Source organism: Agrobacterium cavarae, from assembly GCF_004310285.1.
Classification (GTDB): Bacteria; Pseudomonadota; Alphaproteobacteria; order Rhizobiales; family Rhizobiaceae; genus Agrobacterium; species Agrobacterium cavarae.
The window spans coordinates 212,587-227,877 of the sequence record NZ_SISF01000034.1 but is presented as its reverse complement, the minus strand read 5'-3'; the positions used below and the strand labels follow the sequence as shown (position 1 = coordinate 227,877).

The window sequence follows — 15,291 nt, the reverse complement described above, 5'->3', positions numbered from 1 at the left end:
GTCACCGCGTTACTTGCCGCGGTTCGGCGAAGAGATCGCCCGGTCATTGGCGGCCGCGATGAAGTCGATGATCTCAAGCGCTTGTGGGCATTCCAGATAGTCTTCACGAATGGCAGCCGCATTGGCGCGCACATTGCCTTCGCTCTCGAAGATCTGCTTGTAGGCCCGGCGGACGGTGTGGATATCGGCCCGCTCGATGCCCGCACGCGTCATGCCGACAACGTTAAGCCCACTCAAGATGCCGGGATTGCCATTCAGCATTCCATAGGGAATGACATCGTAGCTGACAGCTGAAAGGCCGCCAATGAAGGCCTGGCGACCGATACGGGTGAACTGGTGCACCGCGCAGCCGCCGCCGAGAATAGCCTTGTCCTCGATGCGCACATGGCCGGCAAGCATGACATTGTTCGACAGGATGATCTCACTGCCAAGAATGCAATCATGCGCCACATGCGAATTGGCGAGAAAGAGGTTGTCATCGCCGACAATCGTTCTGCCGCCGCCATCCGAGCTACCCGTATTGATCGTCACGCCTTCACGGATCGTGCAGCGCGCGCCGATATCGAGTGTCGTTTCGGAACCGTCGTGACGGATCGCCTGAGGTTGACCGCCGATGACCGCCATGGGGTGGATGACGGTCCCCTCACCCACCACCGTGCGACCGGTCACCACTGCATGGTTCAACAGCTTGACGCCGTCGCGCAAATTGACCTTCGCGCCGACATGAGCAAACGCGCCGATCTCGACATTCTCGCCGATGACCGCGCCATCCTCAACGACGGCCATGGGATGGATCTTGGCTGAGGCCGCAACCGCGCTCATTGCTGATCCTCTGGGATCATCATCGCGCCGACATCAGCCTCGGCGACGAGAGCGCCATCGACCTTGGCCTCGCAGTGGAACTTCCAGACATTGCCGCGCTGACGCTGCTTGACGACATGGATTTCCAGTCGGTCACCAGGCACGACGGGCTTGCGGAAGCGCGCATTGTCGATCGTCATGAAATAGACGAGATATCCACCGCCATCCTTGTTGCGAGCGCAGATCGCACCTGCCGTCTGCGCCATCGCCTCTACGATCAAAACGCCAGGCATGATCGGACGGTCAGGAAAATGACCGGTGAAATGCGGCTCGTTGACCGTCACATTCTTGATGCCGATCGCAGAATTATCGCCGTCAATGTCGATGATCTTGTCGATCAGCAAAAAGGGATAACGATGCGGCAGCAGCTTCATCACCTCAAGGATGTCAGCCGCGCCAAGCGTCGTTTTCGTCTCTTCAGACATTCTTGTCTCCTGTTTTCCTATCGCGTTCTTCTGCGCGGGCGAGAATATCGGCCATATCACGCAGGAAATGTTTTATCGGGCGCGCCGGCGTGCCACCGACCTTTGCGCCTGCCGGCACGTCTGACACCACACCGCTCATGGCCGCGATCTGTGCACCGTCACCAATGGTGATATGGCCGTTGATCCCAGCCGCGCCGCCAATCATCACGCCGTCGCCAATGCGCGTGCTTCCGGCGATGCCGACCTTGCTGACGATACCGCAATGACGACCAATGTGCACATTATGGCCGATCTGGACCTGGTTATCGATCTTCGTGCCTTCGCCGATCACGGTATCATCCATCGTCCCGCGATCGACCGTGGTATTCGCGCCGATCTCGACATGGTCTTGAATGATCACACGACCGATCTGGACGATCTTGATCATGCCGCGCGGTCCAGGTGCATAGCCGAAACCATCCTGGCCGATACGCACGCCGTTGTGGATAATGACGCCATTTCCGATAAGAGCCGAAAGAACGCTCGCGCCGCCGGCAATCGTACAGTCACGCCCGATCTGAACCTCAGCGCCAATGATAGCGCCGGGTCCGATCCGCGTGCCGGAACCGATGTGAACGTTCGCTCCGATCACGGCGAATGGCTCAACGATGACGCCGGGTTCGAGCTTTGCGGTGGGATCGACATGCGCCGAAGTCGATACCCCCGTCTCTTCAGGCGTGACGGCGGAAGGCCGCATGGCTGAAGGGTGCAGAAGCTCACCGGCCTGAGCAAAGATCGTGTGTGGGTTCTTGCAGATGAGAGCAGGAATATGATCCGGCACGATGCTTTTCAGCGACTCGTCACAGATGACGGCGGCCGCATCGCATGTCAGCAACTCATCCCGGTTCTTGCGAGACAGGATATAGCAGAGCTGGTCCTGCTTGGCGCGCGACACGGGCGCAATCGACCTCACGCGTCGATCGCCAAAGGCCTCATCAGACAGTTCCGCCCCAAGACGGACCGCGATTTCTTTCAATCGCAGGCCTTCGTGGGGCGGAAAAAAAGCATTGTAGTCCATCAAACGGATACTCCAGAACATTCAAACTCGCAGTTCTGGACTGCCGATATCAGAAAGTGTTGGACATGCCAAACCGGAAACGCTGTTCCTCGTCGTAGCTTTCCTTGGCAATCGGAACAGCGTAGTCGACGCGCAGCGGACCGAACGGAGACGCCCACATGATGCCGATACCGGCAGATGCACGGATCGAGCTATCGTCCTGAACGCCAGCCGAATTCGCAACCTTGTTGCCGTAGAGCGTGCCGGCATCGACGAAGCCAGCAAGACGCAGGCCAACATCTTCCGGAACGAGCGGCATAGGTGCGGTAACTTCAGCCGAAGCCGCAAAGTAAGTCGTGCCGCCGATCGCGTCGGAGCCGATACGCGGACCGATACCATCGTTCTTAAAGCCACGGATCACACGGCCACCGATCTTGAACTGATCGAAGACGTAAAGATTGTCACCGGTTGGAACGACATAACCGGCCTGGCCTGTCAGCGAGCCAATGATGTCATATTCATCCGACAGCGAATGATAGTAACGAACCTTACCGTAGATCTTGTAGTATTCGGAATCGCCACCGAGACCTGCAAACTCATTGGTCAATGCAGCCTGCCAGCCTTCGCGTGGCATGTTGCGGTCGTCCAGCGTGTTGTAGTTCAGCGTGTTCGAAATAATCGACTGACTCCAATCACCACCTGCAATCAGGTCACGATAAGGAGCGGCAAGATTTGCTGGATTGTTCCAGTCGCCCTTACCGTCATAGCTGAACTGCTTATAGGTGTACTTGAACGTCGTACCGAGGTTTTCCGTAATCGGCGCGGTCACGCGGAGCGAGAAACCCTGTTCGTCGTAATTGTAGAACTCTTCCTTGCTGCTCTGGCTCTTGAAGATGTCAAAACCAGCTGCAAGACGATAGCCGAGGAAGTATGGCTCAGTGAAGGACAGCGTGTAGCTACGCGCATCATCCTGACCGGCACCAGCTGCAACGCGGATGTACTGACCACGACCGAGGAAGTTCTTCTCTTCGATCGAGGCTTCCAGCAGCGCGCCGTCGTTCTGTGAGTAACCCGCACCGATACCGAAGGAGCCTGTCGGCTGATCTTCGACATCCACAACGATCACGACGCGGTCAGGAGCGCTGCCTTGCGAGGTGCTGATGTTGACCTTGGAGAAGTACCCAAGCGCTTCGAGACGACGCTTAGCAGCGCTGATCACCGTCTGGTTGAAAGCGTCGCCTTCGCTGATGTCGAACTCGCGACGAATGACGTAGTCACGTGTGCGCGTGTTGCCACGGATTTCGATGCGTTCGACGTAAGCGCGCTCGCCCTGATCGACGATGTAGGTCAAGCCAATCGTGTTGCCAGCCAGGTCGCGGTCACCGCGCGGCGTCACACGGGCGAAGGGATAGCCTTCCGCCGCAACGCGCTTGGAAATTGCTTCCATGCTCTGCTGGACTTCCTTGGCGCTGTAGTAAGAGCCGGACTTCGTGTAGACAAGACCCTGGAGCTGCGATCCATCAATGCCAGGCACCGTGGATTCGACGGCCACATTGCCGAAGTCGTAACGCTGCCCTTCGTCCACCGTAATGGTGACGGTGTACTCGTTGGTCGCCTCGTCGAGGACAGCATTCGAGGACACGACGCGGAAATCGGCATAGCCACGGTTGTAATAGAACTGGCGCAGCGACTCTTCGTCGGCGCGCAGCTTGTCTTCGTTATAGACGTCCTTGCGTGTCAGGAACGACAGCATGTTGGACTTCTTGGTGTTGATGACGGCAGCCAGACGGCCATCGCTGTAGGCATTATTGCCAACGAAATCGATGCGCGCGATCTTGGTGCGCTCGCCTTCATTGATCTGGAAAGCAAGGTTGACGCGACCCTGACCAACCGGCACGACCTGGGTCGTAACCTGCACGTCGCTGCGGCCGATATTTGCGTAGGCTTCCTTGATGCGAGCGATATCCGCCGTCACGATCGTCTGATCATATGGGCCGAGAGACTGCGTCTGGACGACCGCCTGAAGCTTGTCGTCCTTGATCTTGCGGTTGCCGTTGAAGACCACCTGGTTGACGAGGTTGTTCTCGCTCACCGTCACCACGAGGGCATTGCCTGCCACGCGCATGCTGACGTTGGAGAAATAGCCCGTTGCGTAAAGACGCTTTACCGATTCATCGATATCGGAATTGGAAAAATTGCGACCGGGAGCGATCGTAATGTTGGAACGAACAGCATCCGCACCGGAGCGTTCAGCACCGCGAACATCGATTCTGCTGACGACAGCTGCATTGGCAACACCGGCAGAAGCAAGCACCCCCAAAGCTGCAATCGAAGAAACACCAGCAGACAGCGCAACCGCCGATACCGCGTTCAAAAACTTTGAACCAGCCTTCATTTCAAATCTTACCTTTTCCCGTTGTCCCTCAGCGGGCGGAACCCGACTCCGGCCATCTGCGTCGTTTTACCTGCTTTTCCTCTACAAGCAAGCCCGACCGTTAATTTCTGTTTACTTCGCAAGCCACCGTGGCCCAATCGCCACTTTGGCTTCAAAACAAGGTAAACACCCTCTTAAAAAAACAGCTCGAAACGCCCCTTTAGCCGATCAAGCTGCTGATATCGTTCCAAGTCGCAAAAACCATCAGACTGAAAATCATCGCCAGGCCGATGCGGAATGCAACATCCTGTGCGCCCAACCCGACCGGTCTGCCGCGCACCGCCTCTATCGCATAAAACACCAGATGGCCGCCGTCCAGAATGGGAACGGGCATGAGGTTCAGTAGTCCAATGGAAATTGAAAGAACGGCGGCAAGCTGGATCAGCGCACCGACGCCAAGTGTCGCCACCTGCCCCGATGCCTGCGCCACACGCACCGGTCCGCCCAGCTGATCGGCATTCATCCGTCCCGTGACGAGGTTGCCGATATAGTTGAAGGTGCCCGTAATGACATGGCCGGTTTCCCGCACCCCCTCAACCAGCGCTTCCACCGGCGTGTAGCTCACATGGCGGAAATTGCCGCGCGTCTGGTCGGTGGTGATGCCGATGATTCCAAGCTCGATCTTGTTGCCGAACTGGTCCGTCGTTTCCGTGCGTGTCGGTACCATGGGCAACGACAGATCGCGGCCATCTCTCTCCACAGTAACATTGATTTGTGTGCCTGGACGGATGGAGACATAGCGACGGACGTCCTCAAACGTCTGCACTTTTTCCCCGTCGATCGCGATCAGGCGGTCACCCGGCAGAATACCAGCCGTCTGGGCGGCACTATCGGGACGCACCTCAGACACGACAGGATCGGAAATCATCCGACCGTAGATCGTGAAGAGCACCGTGAAGATCAGGATCGCGAGAATGAAGTTGGCAATGGGGCCCGCAGCGACGGTCGCCGCCCTTTTCCAGAGCTTCGCACCAGCGAGCGTGTGCGACCTCTCCTCCAGCGTCAGCCCGGAAAGACCATCGCTGTCGGGCTTGCTGGAAACATCCTCATCGCCGAAGAATTTGACATAGCCGCCAAGTGGCACAGCCGAGATCTTCCAGCGCGTGCCGCGTTTGTCGGTGAAACCGATCAATTCCGGGCCGAAGCCCACGGAAAATGCAGTTGAGCGAATGCCACACCAGCGCCCGACGAGGTAGTGCCCCATCTCATGGACGAAGACCAGCAGCGAGATCACGAGGATAAATGGCACCATATAACCGGTCAGAAAATTAACCGCAGCCATCACAGTGTCCATATTATTCCCGATTCCCTATGTCGCGTCTCTCGTCATCTATCTGCTCAGATCAGAAGCCGAGCAAGATACCATCGCCCGATCCTGGCACATCACCGGTTACTGCCGCGTGAACCACTGCAATCAGGAATACGGTAAAGCAGGCGAAAACAAGACCGTCAACCCGGTCCATGAACCCGCCATGGCCCGGGATCAGATTACTGGAATCCTTCACTCCGAACCTGCGCTTGATAAAGGATTCGAACAGGTCGCCGATCTGGCTGAAAATGGAGAGCGCCAGCGCCAGCAACAATACCGTCAGCGAGATGCTTCCATGATAGGCAAGAGTGACGGCGCCACCCGCAACCAATCCAAAGAACGTCCCCCCGGCAGCGCCGGACCACGTCTTGCCGGGCGAGATCGAAGGCGCAAGCTTTGGACCACCGATCGCGCGGCCGACGAAATAGGCCAGGATATCCGTTGCCCAGACAATCGCGAAGACGAAGAGCATGGCCACAAGGCCGGTTGATTCTTCGCCACGTATGGCCGCAAGCGAAATGCCGCTCAGCGCCGAATAGACGAGCCCGCCTACCAGCCACCAGTTTGGACCGCGAAGAATCGGAAACAGAGCGGCGGTGATGGCAAAACCGGAAAGCAGCGGGAGATCGAGAGAGCTCTCACCAAAGATGGTGTTGCCGCTCATGACGGCAACAGAGAACCAGCCCCAGGCATAACCCGTCGGATTGGTGTCGGAGAGCTTGGTGATCGTGCTCCACTCATAATAGATGAGGAGCGACAGAAGGCCGGCGATGGCGCGGAACATGATCCCGCCATACCAGGTCGCAGTCAGAATGACTGCGGCCATCACGATGCCCGAAATGATCCGCAGCTTTAATTCGCGGCTCATCAGGCGCCTGCCATCGCAACTTGAGTGGACAGGCCACCAAAGCGACGATCTCTCGTCATATACTGATCGATCGCAGCTACGAGCGTCTGGCGATTGAAGTCAGGCCAGTAGTCGGGAATGAACAGGAATTCGGAATAGGCCGCCTGCCACAACAGGAAGTTCGACAGACGCTCCTCACCGCTGGTGCGGATAATCAGGTCAGGATCAGGAATGCCTGCCGTGTCCAGACGCGCGGAAATCGCCTCTGGCGTGATCGCAGAAACATCGATCCGACCCTCTGCAACATCGCGGGCCAGCGACGCCGCCGCGCGCGCAATTTCATCCCGCGCACCGTAGTTGAACGCTATGATGAGCGTGAGCGCAGTGTTGTCGCGCGTGGTCTGCTCTGCCTCTTCCAGCAGAGCGCGGATATCATCCTTGAGCCCGACCCTGTCGCCGATCACGCGAACGCGCACATTCTCCTTGTGAAGCTCGGCCAGATCGCGGCGAATGAATGCCTTGAGGAGACCAAGGAGATCTGAAACCTCCGATTGCGGCCGGCGCCAGTTTTCCGAAGAAAACGCAAAGAGCGTGAGATATTTCAAGCCGCATTCGCCCGCAGTCCGAACGGTCTCACGCACGGCCTCCACGCCCCGCCGGTGGCCCATGATGCGCGGCAAGCCGCGCTGTTTGGCCCAGCGACCGTTACCATCCATGATGATGGCGACATGTTCAGGCAACAGGGAAGGTGCGGTTTCCGACATCTCAATCCATTCAGGCAGTGCGGAGTTCAACAAGCTAAATCAATGCGAGGCTTGGCGATACGCCAATTATACCTGCATGATTTCCTTTTCTTTCTCAGCGAGCAAGCGATCAATTTCAGAAATCGTGTCGTCCGTCATCTTCTGAACTTTGTCAGACTTCCCACGGCTTTCATCCTGACCGATGTCACCGTCCTTTTCGGCCTTTTTTAGGCCTTCCATACCGTCACGACGAACATGGCGAATGGCAACCTTGGACTTTTCGGCGTAATCGTGAGCAACCTTGACGAGCGACTTTCGGCGCTCCTCGTTAAGCTCAGGCAGTGGAATACGCAGGTTCTGGCCATCCACGATCGGGTTGAGGCCGAGATTGGACTCGCGAATAGCGCGGTCCACAGCGCCCACCATGGACTTGTCCCAGATGTTCACACCAAGCATGCGCGGCTCGGGAACGGTGATGTTGGCAACCTGCGAAAGCGGCACGCGAGAACCATAGGCGTCGACCGTGACGGGATCGAGAATGTTGGCAGAGGCGCGTCCGGTCCGCAGCGATGCAATGTCGCTCTTGAACGCGTTGATGGCACCGTCCATGCGGCGCTTGATGTCATTGAGGTCAACACCACTCATCTTGATACTCCATTTCGTTCTGGCCTTGGCGGCCCATTATCTTGACCGGCGCCTTTCGAGCCGCCGGTGATTATGCGTCGTGCACGATGGTCTTGAGACCGCCGCCCGTCAATATTTGGGCGAATCCGTCCTTCTCATGGATCGAGAACACGATGATCGGAATGTGGTTTTCGCGCGCAAGCGCAACCGCTGCCACGTCCATCACGGCAAGCCCCTTGGCCAGGACTTCGGAATGGGTCAATTCGTCGAAGCGGGTTGCGGTCGGATCCTTCTTCGGATCGGCCGAATAGATGCCATCGACCTGCGTTCCCTTGAAAATGGCTTCCGCACCCATTTCGGCGGCGCGAAGGGCTGCGGCGGAATCGGTGGTGAAGAACGGGTTGCCGGTACCACCAGCGAAGATCACCACCCTGCCCTGCGACAGATGATGGATGGCAGCGCGCTGCGAGAAGCTCTCACAGATTTCCGGCATGGCGATGGCAGAGAGCACAACCGTATCGATCTGCAGCTTGCGCAGAGAGGTTGCAAGCGCCAGCGCATTGATGACGGTCGCCAGCATGCCCATGTGGTCGCCGGTCACGCGATCGCCGCCCTTGGAAGCAACGGCCACACCGCGGAAGATATTCCCGCCGCCGACAACGACACCAACTTCGACGCCCATGGCCCGCGCTTCGGCAATATCGGAGGCGATACGGTCAGCGACAGCCACATCGATGCCGAACCCCTGATCGCCCATGAGGGCTTCGCCGGACGCCTTGAGCAGAACACGTTTATAGAGCGGCTTGGAAGACATCATGACTCCTTTAAGCAGGTCGCGCAAAGATCCGGGATCGGCTTTGCAGCAATGGCAGGCGAAACATAAAAAGTCCGGAGCTGCAAGAACATCTGCAAACTTTTTCCGGGCAACGCGAATTGTAACCGGAACGCGGATACACGAAGGGCACCGCGTTGTCACGCGATGCCCCGGAGTTTTCCAATATTTGGGTAAAGGGATCAGCCCTTTGCGACAGCTGCAACTTCTGCAGCGAAATCGCTTTCTTCCTTCTCGATGCCTTCGCCGAGAAGCAGGCGAGCCATACCGACAACTTCGATCTTGGCGCCGGCTTCCTTTTCGGCTTCCTTGATAGCAGCCTCAACCGTCAGGTCTGGGTTGATAACGAAAGCCTGGGACAGAAGAGCAACTTCTTCGAAGAACTTGCGCATGCGGCCATCAACCATCTTTTCGATGATGGCTTCCGGCTTGCCGGATTCGCGAGCCTGTTCGATGAAGACGTTGCGTTCGCGTTCTGCAACAGCAGCGTCGACTTCTTCGGCGCGGATAGCAAGCGGGTTGGTCGCAGCAACGTGCATGGCAACCTGGCGACCGATCGAGGTCAGAACGGCCTTGTCGCCTACAGACTTCAGGGCCACCAGAACACCGAGCTTGCCGATGCCGTCGCCAGCTGCGTTGTGGACGTAGGTCGCAACAACGCCGTGCTCGACTTCGAGCAGAGCTGCGCGACGCAGAGCCATGTTTTCACCGATCGTAGCGATCGCGTCCTTGATGGTGTCGGCAACCGACTTGCCGGTTGCCGGATAGGTGGCAGCAGCGATCGCGTCGACAGAACCATTGGTCGTCAGCGCAACGGAAGCAACGCCACGGACGATGTCCTGGAAGGCGTCGTTACGGGCAACGAAGTCGGTTTCGGAGTTGATTTCGACGACGACAGCCTTGTGGCCGGCAGACGCGATACCGATGAGACCTTCAGCAGCGGTACGGCCCGACTTCTTGTCAGCCTTGGCGATACCCTTGGCGCGCAGCCAGTCGATTGCCGCTTCCATGTCGCCGTTGGTTTCAGCCAGCGCCTTTTTGCAATCCATCATGCCTGCGCCAGACTTTTCGCGCAGTTCCTTTACCATTGCGGCGGTGATTTCGCTCATTGTGTGCCTCTTGTCGGTTCGGTCGGTCACGGCAGTCTTGCCAGGCCGAAATCGGATTGTGGGAACGAATGTACCCGGAACTGTGACAGGCTGATGAAACAGCCGCCACGAAACTTGAGAAACCAGCCGCTGTTCCCGTTGGCGCCGATCGCTGGATCGACGGGGTGCTGCGGCTTGAAACGAACAAGGCCGTCGAACGTGCAGTCCAGAACGGCCTTGTCTTATCCTGATGGAAAAGGCGGCGCGATGGCGCCGCCGAAAGGCCAATATCAGGCGTTGGCTTCGTCTTCGAGAGCAGGCTCGATCGGAGCTTCTTCAGAAGCGCCGAGGTCACGGCCGGAAGCGCCCTGCTGACGTGCGATACCGTCGATGGCAGCGCGGGCAATCAGATCGCAGTAAAGCGAAATGGCGCGCGAAGCGTCGTCGTTACCCGGGATCGGGAAATCGATATGGTCCGGATCGCAGTTGGAGTCGATGATGGCGACAACCGGAATGCCAAGACGCTTAGCTTCTTCGATCGCGATCTTTTCCTTGTTGGTGTCGATGATGAACATCAGGTCCGGAACGCCACCCATATCGCGGATACCGCCGAGAGCCTTTTCAAGCTTCTCGCGTTCGCGCTCAAGGTTCAGACGCTCCTTCTTGGAGTAGCCGGAAGCATCCGAGTTCAGGATTTCGTCGACCTTGCGAAGACGCTGGATCGAGTTCGAAATCGTCTTCCAGTTGGTCATCATGCCGCCGAGCCAACGCGAGTTGACGTAGTACTGAGCGGAGCGCTTTGCGCTGTCTGCGATGATTTCGGAAGCCTGACGCTTCGTACCAACGAACAGAACGCGGCCACCACGAGCAACGGTGTCGGAAACGACCTGAAGCGCGCGCGACAGCATCGGAACGGTCTGAGCCAGGTCGATGATGTGGATGTTGTTACGATCGCCGAAAATGTACGGCTTCATCTTCGGGTTCCAGCGATGTGTCTGGTGGCCGAAGTGAACACCAGCTTCCAGAAGCTGGCGCATAGAAAAATCGGGCAATGCCATGCCTTGTTACTCCTTTTCCGGTTGAACCCCCGCGAAGCGAACAGCACCGTTTGACCGGTACCACCGGGCGGAATGAACCGGATTTCTCCCGGAACACCCCAAGCTTCGCGTGTGGAATGGTGTGCCGCATACAGCGGCCTTCGCCAAATTGCAAGCACGCGGCATCAAAAAACGCTAGTATCGTCACATTTCAGCGTACAGGCGGCGCTTCACACGTCTCAGGCTTGAGAACATCGAGCTTCGCAAGCTTGCCTGTCAGAACGAAGTCGCCGTAATCCATCGTCAGATCACGCGTGATTCCATTCTCGTAAAGCTTGAACGACATGCGATAGATCGGCAGCGAATCCGTCCCGGTCTTGTCGTTGTAATAGGCAATGGTCACCGGCCAGAATGGTGCCTTGGCGAAATCGCCGGCAACACTCGCTTCGGCATCGCCATCCTTCGGTGCCTGCTGCTTGCCAACCAGCGTCGATGTAATCAGGCTCTCATCGCCGTCATCCGAACCATCGAACACACGCGACTCAAAGATGCGCTTGCCGAGCTTGGCGTTCTCAATGACCTGATACATGTGCTCGGTCGGAAATTCGCCAGGCACGAGATCGATTTCCCGCGGATCGGGCTTCGTCAAATCCACCTTCATCTTACCATCGACGTCTGCGGCCGAGCCAATGACTTCCTTGTCGAGCTTGTCGTCGGTAAAGGATTTGGTCTCGAAGGTGAATTTCTTCGAGACGGCATCTTCGAATGTCGTGGTCTGCTGATCAGTCATCCGCACCGCGTCGCCGGTATTGATCTGGGTGACGAAACGGAAGTCGGTCTTGTAACCCTTGCAGGACGAACCGGTGAATTCATAGACCATGCGTCCGGTCATGCCCTCAATGCCGGAGCGATCCGACGCATCCTTGAGTTCAAGATCGTAGACGGCGCGATGGGAGATCAGATTGGGAACGCTGGCAGGCACGGCACTTGCGATGCACGGCATGAGGCCCACGCCAGCGGCAAGAACGAGAGCGAGGTTCCTGACGATCATTCAATAACTCCTGTTGGACTCATCGCTCATACTGTACAAGCAACCGTCCGGCTTTTCGACATCATGACCTGAATGCCGGATTTTTGAAAGATTTACAACCAAAGCGGAAACGGAAAAATGTCAGACGCCATCGAAGCTCGCCTCAAGGAACTCGGATACACTCTTCCCGCCGCAGCAGCCCCTGCTGCCAACTATGTTCCCTTCACGATTAGCGGCAATCTGCTTTATATTTCCGGACAACTGCCGATGGAATCCGGCAAGATTGCGGTGACGGGCCATGTCGGTCGCGATGTCGATGTCGCAACCGCGCAAAAGGCGGCCGAGCTTTGCGCCGTCAACATTCTGGCGCAGGTCAAGGCAGCCTTGAACGGCGATCTCTCCAAGGTGCGCCGCGTATTGAAGCTCAACGGCTTCGTCGCCTCCGTCCCGGAATTCACCGAGCAGCACCTCGTCATCAACGGTGCGTCGAACCTCATCGCCAATGTCCTTGGTGACGCCGGCAAGCATGCACGTGCCGCCGTCGGCATGGCGTCGCTTCCGTTCAATGCCGCCGTCGAAATCGATGCCATCGTGGAAATCGACGCATGACATTGAAACTATCCTGGCTGACGGCCCAACCCGTCGCCCATCGTGGCTATCACGATCTCAATAAGGTGGTTTGGGAAAACACGCTCTCGGCTTTTACCCGCGCCATCGAAGCCGGCTACGCCATCGAATGCGATGTGCAGCTGGCGGCCGATAGCGTTCCCGTGGTCTTTCACGACGACGAGATGACCCGCCTCACCGGCATCAAGGGCGATGTGCGTGAGCGCACATCTGCCGAACTTGGGATGCTGTCGATCGGGCAGACCAAGGATCGCGTTCCCACACTGAAGCAACTGTTGAAGCTCTGCGCCGGCAAGGTGCCGCTCGTTATCGAGCTCAAGGGCCGTGAGGGCGAAGGCGTCGATGATGGCTTTGCCGAAGCGGTTCTGGAAGAGCTGGAGGGCTATCAGGGTCACGTGGCACTGATGAGCTTCGATCATCATCTCCTAAAGGATTTGAAGGCGGCACGCTCTCCCTGGCCGTTGGGTCTGACCGCTGAAGGTGCCAATCCGGAAGATTTCTTCAAACACGATGAAGCGATGCAGATCGGCCTCGATTTCATCTCTTACTTCTGGGGTCACCTGCCCAACAGCTTCATCGATGCGCAGAGAAAACTTGGCGTCCCGGTGATTACCTGGACCGTGCGGGATGAAAATGCCTTGGAGAAGTCCTATACATATGCTGACCAGATAACGTTCGAGGGGTTTGTCCCCAACAGCAAGGACCAGTCAGCCACCGCATGAGCGACGAATACACCATTCGCGTTGCACAGTCCTTCAAGGACATCGCTCCGGAAAGCTGGAACAGCCTTTCCGGAGCATCCAGACTACCGTCGATCACGCCGTACAATCCTTTCATTTCGCACGCCTTTCTGTCGTCCCTGGAAGAGTCCGGATCGGCCACGGCAAAGACCGGCTGGCTCGGCCAGCATCTCTTGCTGGAGCGCAGCGACGGGAGATTGATGGGGGCGGTTCCTGGCTACCTCAAGAACCACAGCCGCGGCGAATATGTCTTCGACCAGGGGTGGGCGGACGCGTTCGAACGCGCAGGCGGCCGCTATTATCCCAAGCTTCAATGCTCGGTCCCTTTCACGCCTGCAACGGGTCCGCGCCTGTTGACGACGGGACTGGACGTTGCGGCCTTTCAGCAGGTTCTCGCCTCAGGTCTCCAGCAGGTGACAGAGAAGCTTGGCATCTCTTCAGCACACGTGACCTTCGCAAATGAAGACGAGATTGAAGCCCTGGAGGATGAGGGTTTTCTGCATCGCACCGATCAGCAGTTTCATTTCATCAATGAAGGCTATCGTGATCACAGCGATTTCCTCGACGCGCTGTCATCGCGCAAGCGCAAGACCCTGAAGAAAGAACGGCGTTCAGCACTGGAAAACGGCATCGAAATCGACTGGCTGACCGGCAGCGATCTGACCGAAGATATCTGGGATCAGTTCTTCACCTTCTACACGGATACCGGCAGTCGCAAATGGGGTAAGCCTTACCTGACGCGGGCCTTCTACTCCCTGATCGGCGAGCGCATGGCAGACGATATCCTGCTGGTGATGGCAAAGCGTGAGGGTAAATATATTGCTGGCGCCATCAACTTCATCGGCGGTGACGCATTGTACGGCCGCCACTGGGGCTGCGTCGAGGACCATCCCTTCCTGCATTTCGAAGTCTGCTACCATCAGGCGATCGATTTTGCGCTTTCCAGGGGCTTGAAGCGCGTGGAGGCAGGCGCTCAGGGCGAGCATAAGCTGGCACGCGGCTACACGCCGGTGACCACTCATTCCGCCCACTACATTGCCCATCCCGGTCTTCGCCACGCCATCGCCGATTATCTGGAGCGGGAACGAAGCGAAGTCGAACAGATCAACGACTATCTTGAAGACCATAGCCCGTTTCGCAAAGGCGAACGGCAGGAAGACGACGACTAAAGAGTTTTGAGGGAGCAGCCCGTGACAGCCTACGATGACAACAACATCTTCGCAAAAATCCTCCGGGGTGAAATCCCCTGCGTCAAAGTCTACGAAGACGACCATACGCTGGCCTTCATGGACGTGATGCCCCAGGCCCCGGGTCACCTGCTGGTGATCCCGAAAACCGGCTCGCGCAATATTCTCGATGCCGATCCTGAGGTGCTGGCAAAAACGATCCCCATCGTCCAGAAGCTCGCCGTCGCCGCCAAGGAAGCCTTCGATGCTGATGGCATCTATGTAGCGCAGTTCAACGAGCCCGCCGCTGGCCAGACGGTCTTCCACCTGCACTTCCACATCGTACCGCGCAAGGACGGAGAGCCTTTGAAACCCCATAGCGGCGCGGTGGCGGATGTGGAGATGCTGAAGGCCCACGCAGAGAAGATCAAACAGGCGCTGTAAGGTAGGCTCTCGACCCGTCGACCGTCGAGAACAAATGCCATATCGCTG

16 protein-coding genes are annotated in these 15,291 nt (G+C 57.5%); 4 read left to right on the top strand and 12 right to left on the bottom strand.

What is annotated here, in order from left to right; all coding sequences use genetic code 11:
• Nucleotides 1–9 precede the first annotated feature (9 nt).
• The 12 genes from lpxA to EYC79_RS21920 form a co-directional block, all read right to left on the bottom strand.
• Nucleotides 10–822, bottom strand: coding sequence for an acyl-ACP--UDP-N-acetylglucosamine O-acyltransferase (lpxA, locus tag EYC79_RS21975; RefSeq protein WP_130979503.1), 813 nt, complete (start codon nt 820–822; stop codon nt 10–12).
• Entirely contained in the window at nt 819–1,286 is a 468-nt protein-coding gene (fabZ, locus tag EYC79_RS21970) for a 3-hydroxyacyl-ACP dehydratase FabZ (protein WP_062598479.1), read from the bottom strand. The genes lpxA and fabZ overlap by 4 nt, the downstream gene beginning before the upstream one ends.
• On the bottom strand, nt 1,279–2,343 hold the full coding sequence (gene lpxD, locus EYC79_RS21965) for a UDP-3-O-(3-hydroxymyristoyl)glucosamine N-acyltransferase (protein WP_130979502.1): 1,065 nt from the start codon (nt 2,341–2,343) through the stop codon (nt 1,279–1,281). Before lpxD ends, fabZ begins: the two co-directional genes overlap by 8 nt.
• 49 nt (nt 2,344–2,392) lie before the next feature.
• Complete coding sequence (gene bamA, locus EYC79_RS21960; RefSeq protein ID WP_130979501.1) at nt 2,393–4,717, bottom strand: outer membrane protein assembly factor BamA; 2,325 nt, start codon at nt 4,715–4,717, stop codon at nt 2,393–2,395.
• A 199-nt stretch (nt 4,718–4,916) separates the two neighbouring features.
• Nucleotides 4,917–6,038: an RIP metalloprotease RseP gene (gene rseP / locus EYC79_RS21955; protein ID WP_165457099.1), complete on the bottom strand. Its 1,122-nt coding sequence runs from the start codon at nt 6,036–6,038 to the stop codon at nt 4,917–4,919.
• 61 nt (nt 6,039–6,099) lie between these two features.
• Entirely contained in the window at nt 6,100–6,933 is an 834-nt protein-coding gene (locus tag EYC79_RS21950; protein WP_130979499.1) for a phosphatidate cytidylyltransferase, read from the bottom strand.
• Nucleotides 6,933–7,676, bottom strand: a complete 744-nt coding sequence (locus EYC79_RS21945; RefSeq protein ID WP_130979498.1) for an isoprenyl transferase — start codon at nt 7,674–7,676, stop codon at nt 6,933–6,935. Before EYC79_RS21945 ends, EYC79_RS21950 begins: the two co-directional genes overlap by 1 nt.
• 66 nt (nt 7,677–7,742) lie before the next feature.
• Nucleotides 7,743–8,300 (bottom strand): ribosome recycling factor, encoded by a 558-nt coding sequence (gene frr, locus EYC79_RS21940; RefSeq protein WP_062427448.1) that lies wholly within the window; start codon nt 8,298–8,300, stop codon nt 7,743–7,745.
• Nucleotides 8,301–8,370: 70 nt separating this feature from the next.
• A complete protein-coding gene (pyrH, locus tag EYC79_RS21935) occupies nt 8,371–9,093 on the bottom strand; it encodes a UMP kinase (protein WP_130979497.1) in 723 nt (240 codons plus the stop codon).
• 200 nt (nt 9,094–9,293) lie between these two features.
• A complete protein-coding gene (gene tsf / locus EYC79_RS21930) occupies nt 9,294–10,220 on the bottom strand; it encodes a translation elongation factor Ts (RefSeq protein ID WP_062440869.1) in 927 nt (308 codons plus the stop codon).
• A 269-nt stretch (nt 10,221–10,489) separates the two neighbouring features.
• Nucleotides 10,490–11,257 (bottom strand): 30S ribosomal protein S2, encoded by a 768-nt coding sequence (gene rpsB, locus EYC79_RS21925; protein ID WP_111850527.1) that lies wholly within the window; start codon nt 11,255–11,257, stop codon nt 10,490–10,492.
• A gap of 190 nt (nt 11,258–11,447) precedes the next feature.
• A complete protein-coding gene (locus EYC79_RS21920; protein ID WP_062427451.1) occupies nt 11,448–12,287 on the bottom strand; it encodes a cell envelope integrity EipB family protein in 840 nt (279 codons plus the stop codon).
• 117 nt (nt 12,288–12,404) lie between these two features.
• On the opposite strand from EYC79_RS21920, the gene EYC79_RS21915 reads away from it, so the two are divergent.
• From EYC79_RS21915 to EYC79_RS21900, 4 genes are read left to right on the top strand one after another with little or no spacing between them, the layout of a single operon-like run.
• The gene (locus EYC79_RS21915) at nt 12,405–12,875 is read left to right on the top strand and encodes a RidA family protein (protein ID WP_062440866.1); all 471 of its coding nucleotides are present in this window, start codon (nt 12,405–12,407) and stop codon (nt 12,873–12,875) included.
• On the top strand, nt 12,872–13,615 hold the full coding sequence (locus EYC79_RS21910) for a glycerophosphodiester phosphodiesterase (RefSeq protein WP_162746197.1): 744 nt from the start codon (nt 12,872–12,874) through the stop codon (nt 13,613–13,615). The genes EYC79_RS21915 and EYC79_RS21910 overlap by 4 nt, the downstream gene beginning before the upstream one ends.
• A complete protein-coding gene (locus EYC79_RS21905) occupies nt 13,612–14,802 on the top strand; it encodes a GNAT family N-acetyltransferase (RefSeq protein WP_130979496.1) in 1,191 nt (396 codons plus the stop codon). Before EYC79_RS21910 ends, EYC79_RS21905 begins: the two co-directional genes overlap by 4 nt.
• A 21-nt stretch (nt 14,803–14,823) precedes the next feature.
• Nucleotides 14,824–15,243: an HIT family protein gene (locus tag EYC79_RS21900; protein ID WP_130979495.1), complete on the top strand. Its 420-nt coding sequence runs from the start codon at nt 14,824–14,826 to the stop codon at nt 15,241–15,243.
• Nucleotides 15,244–15,291: the final 48 nt, after the last annotated feature.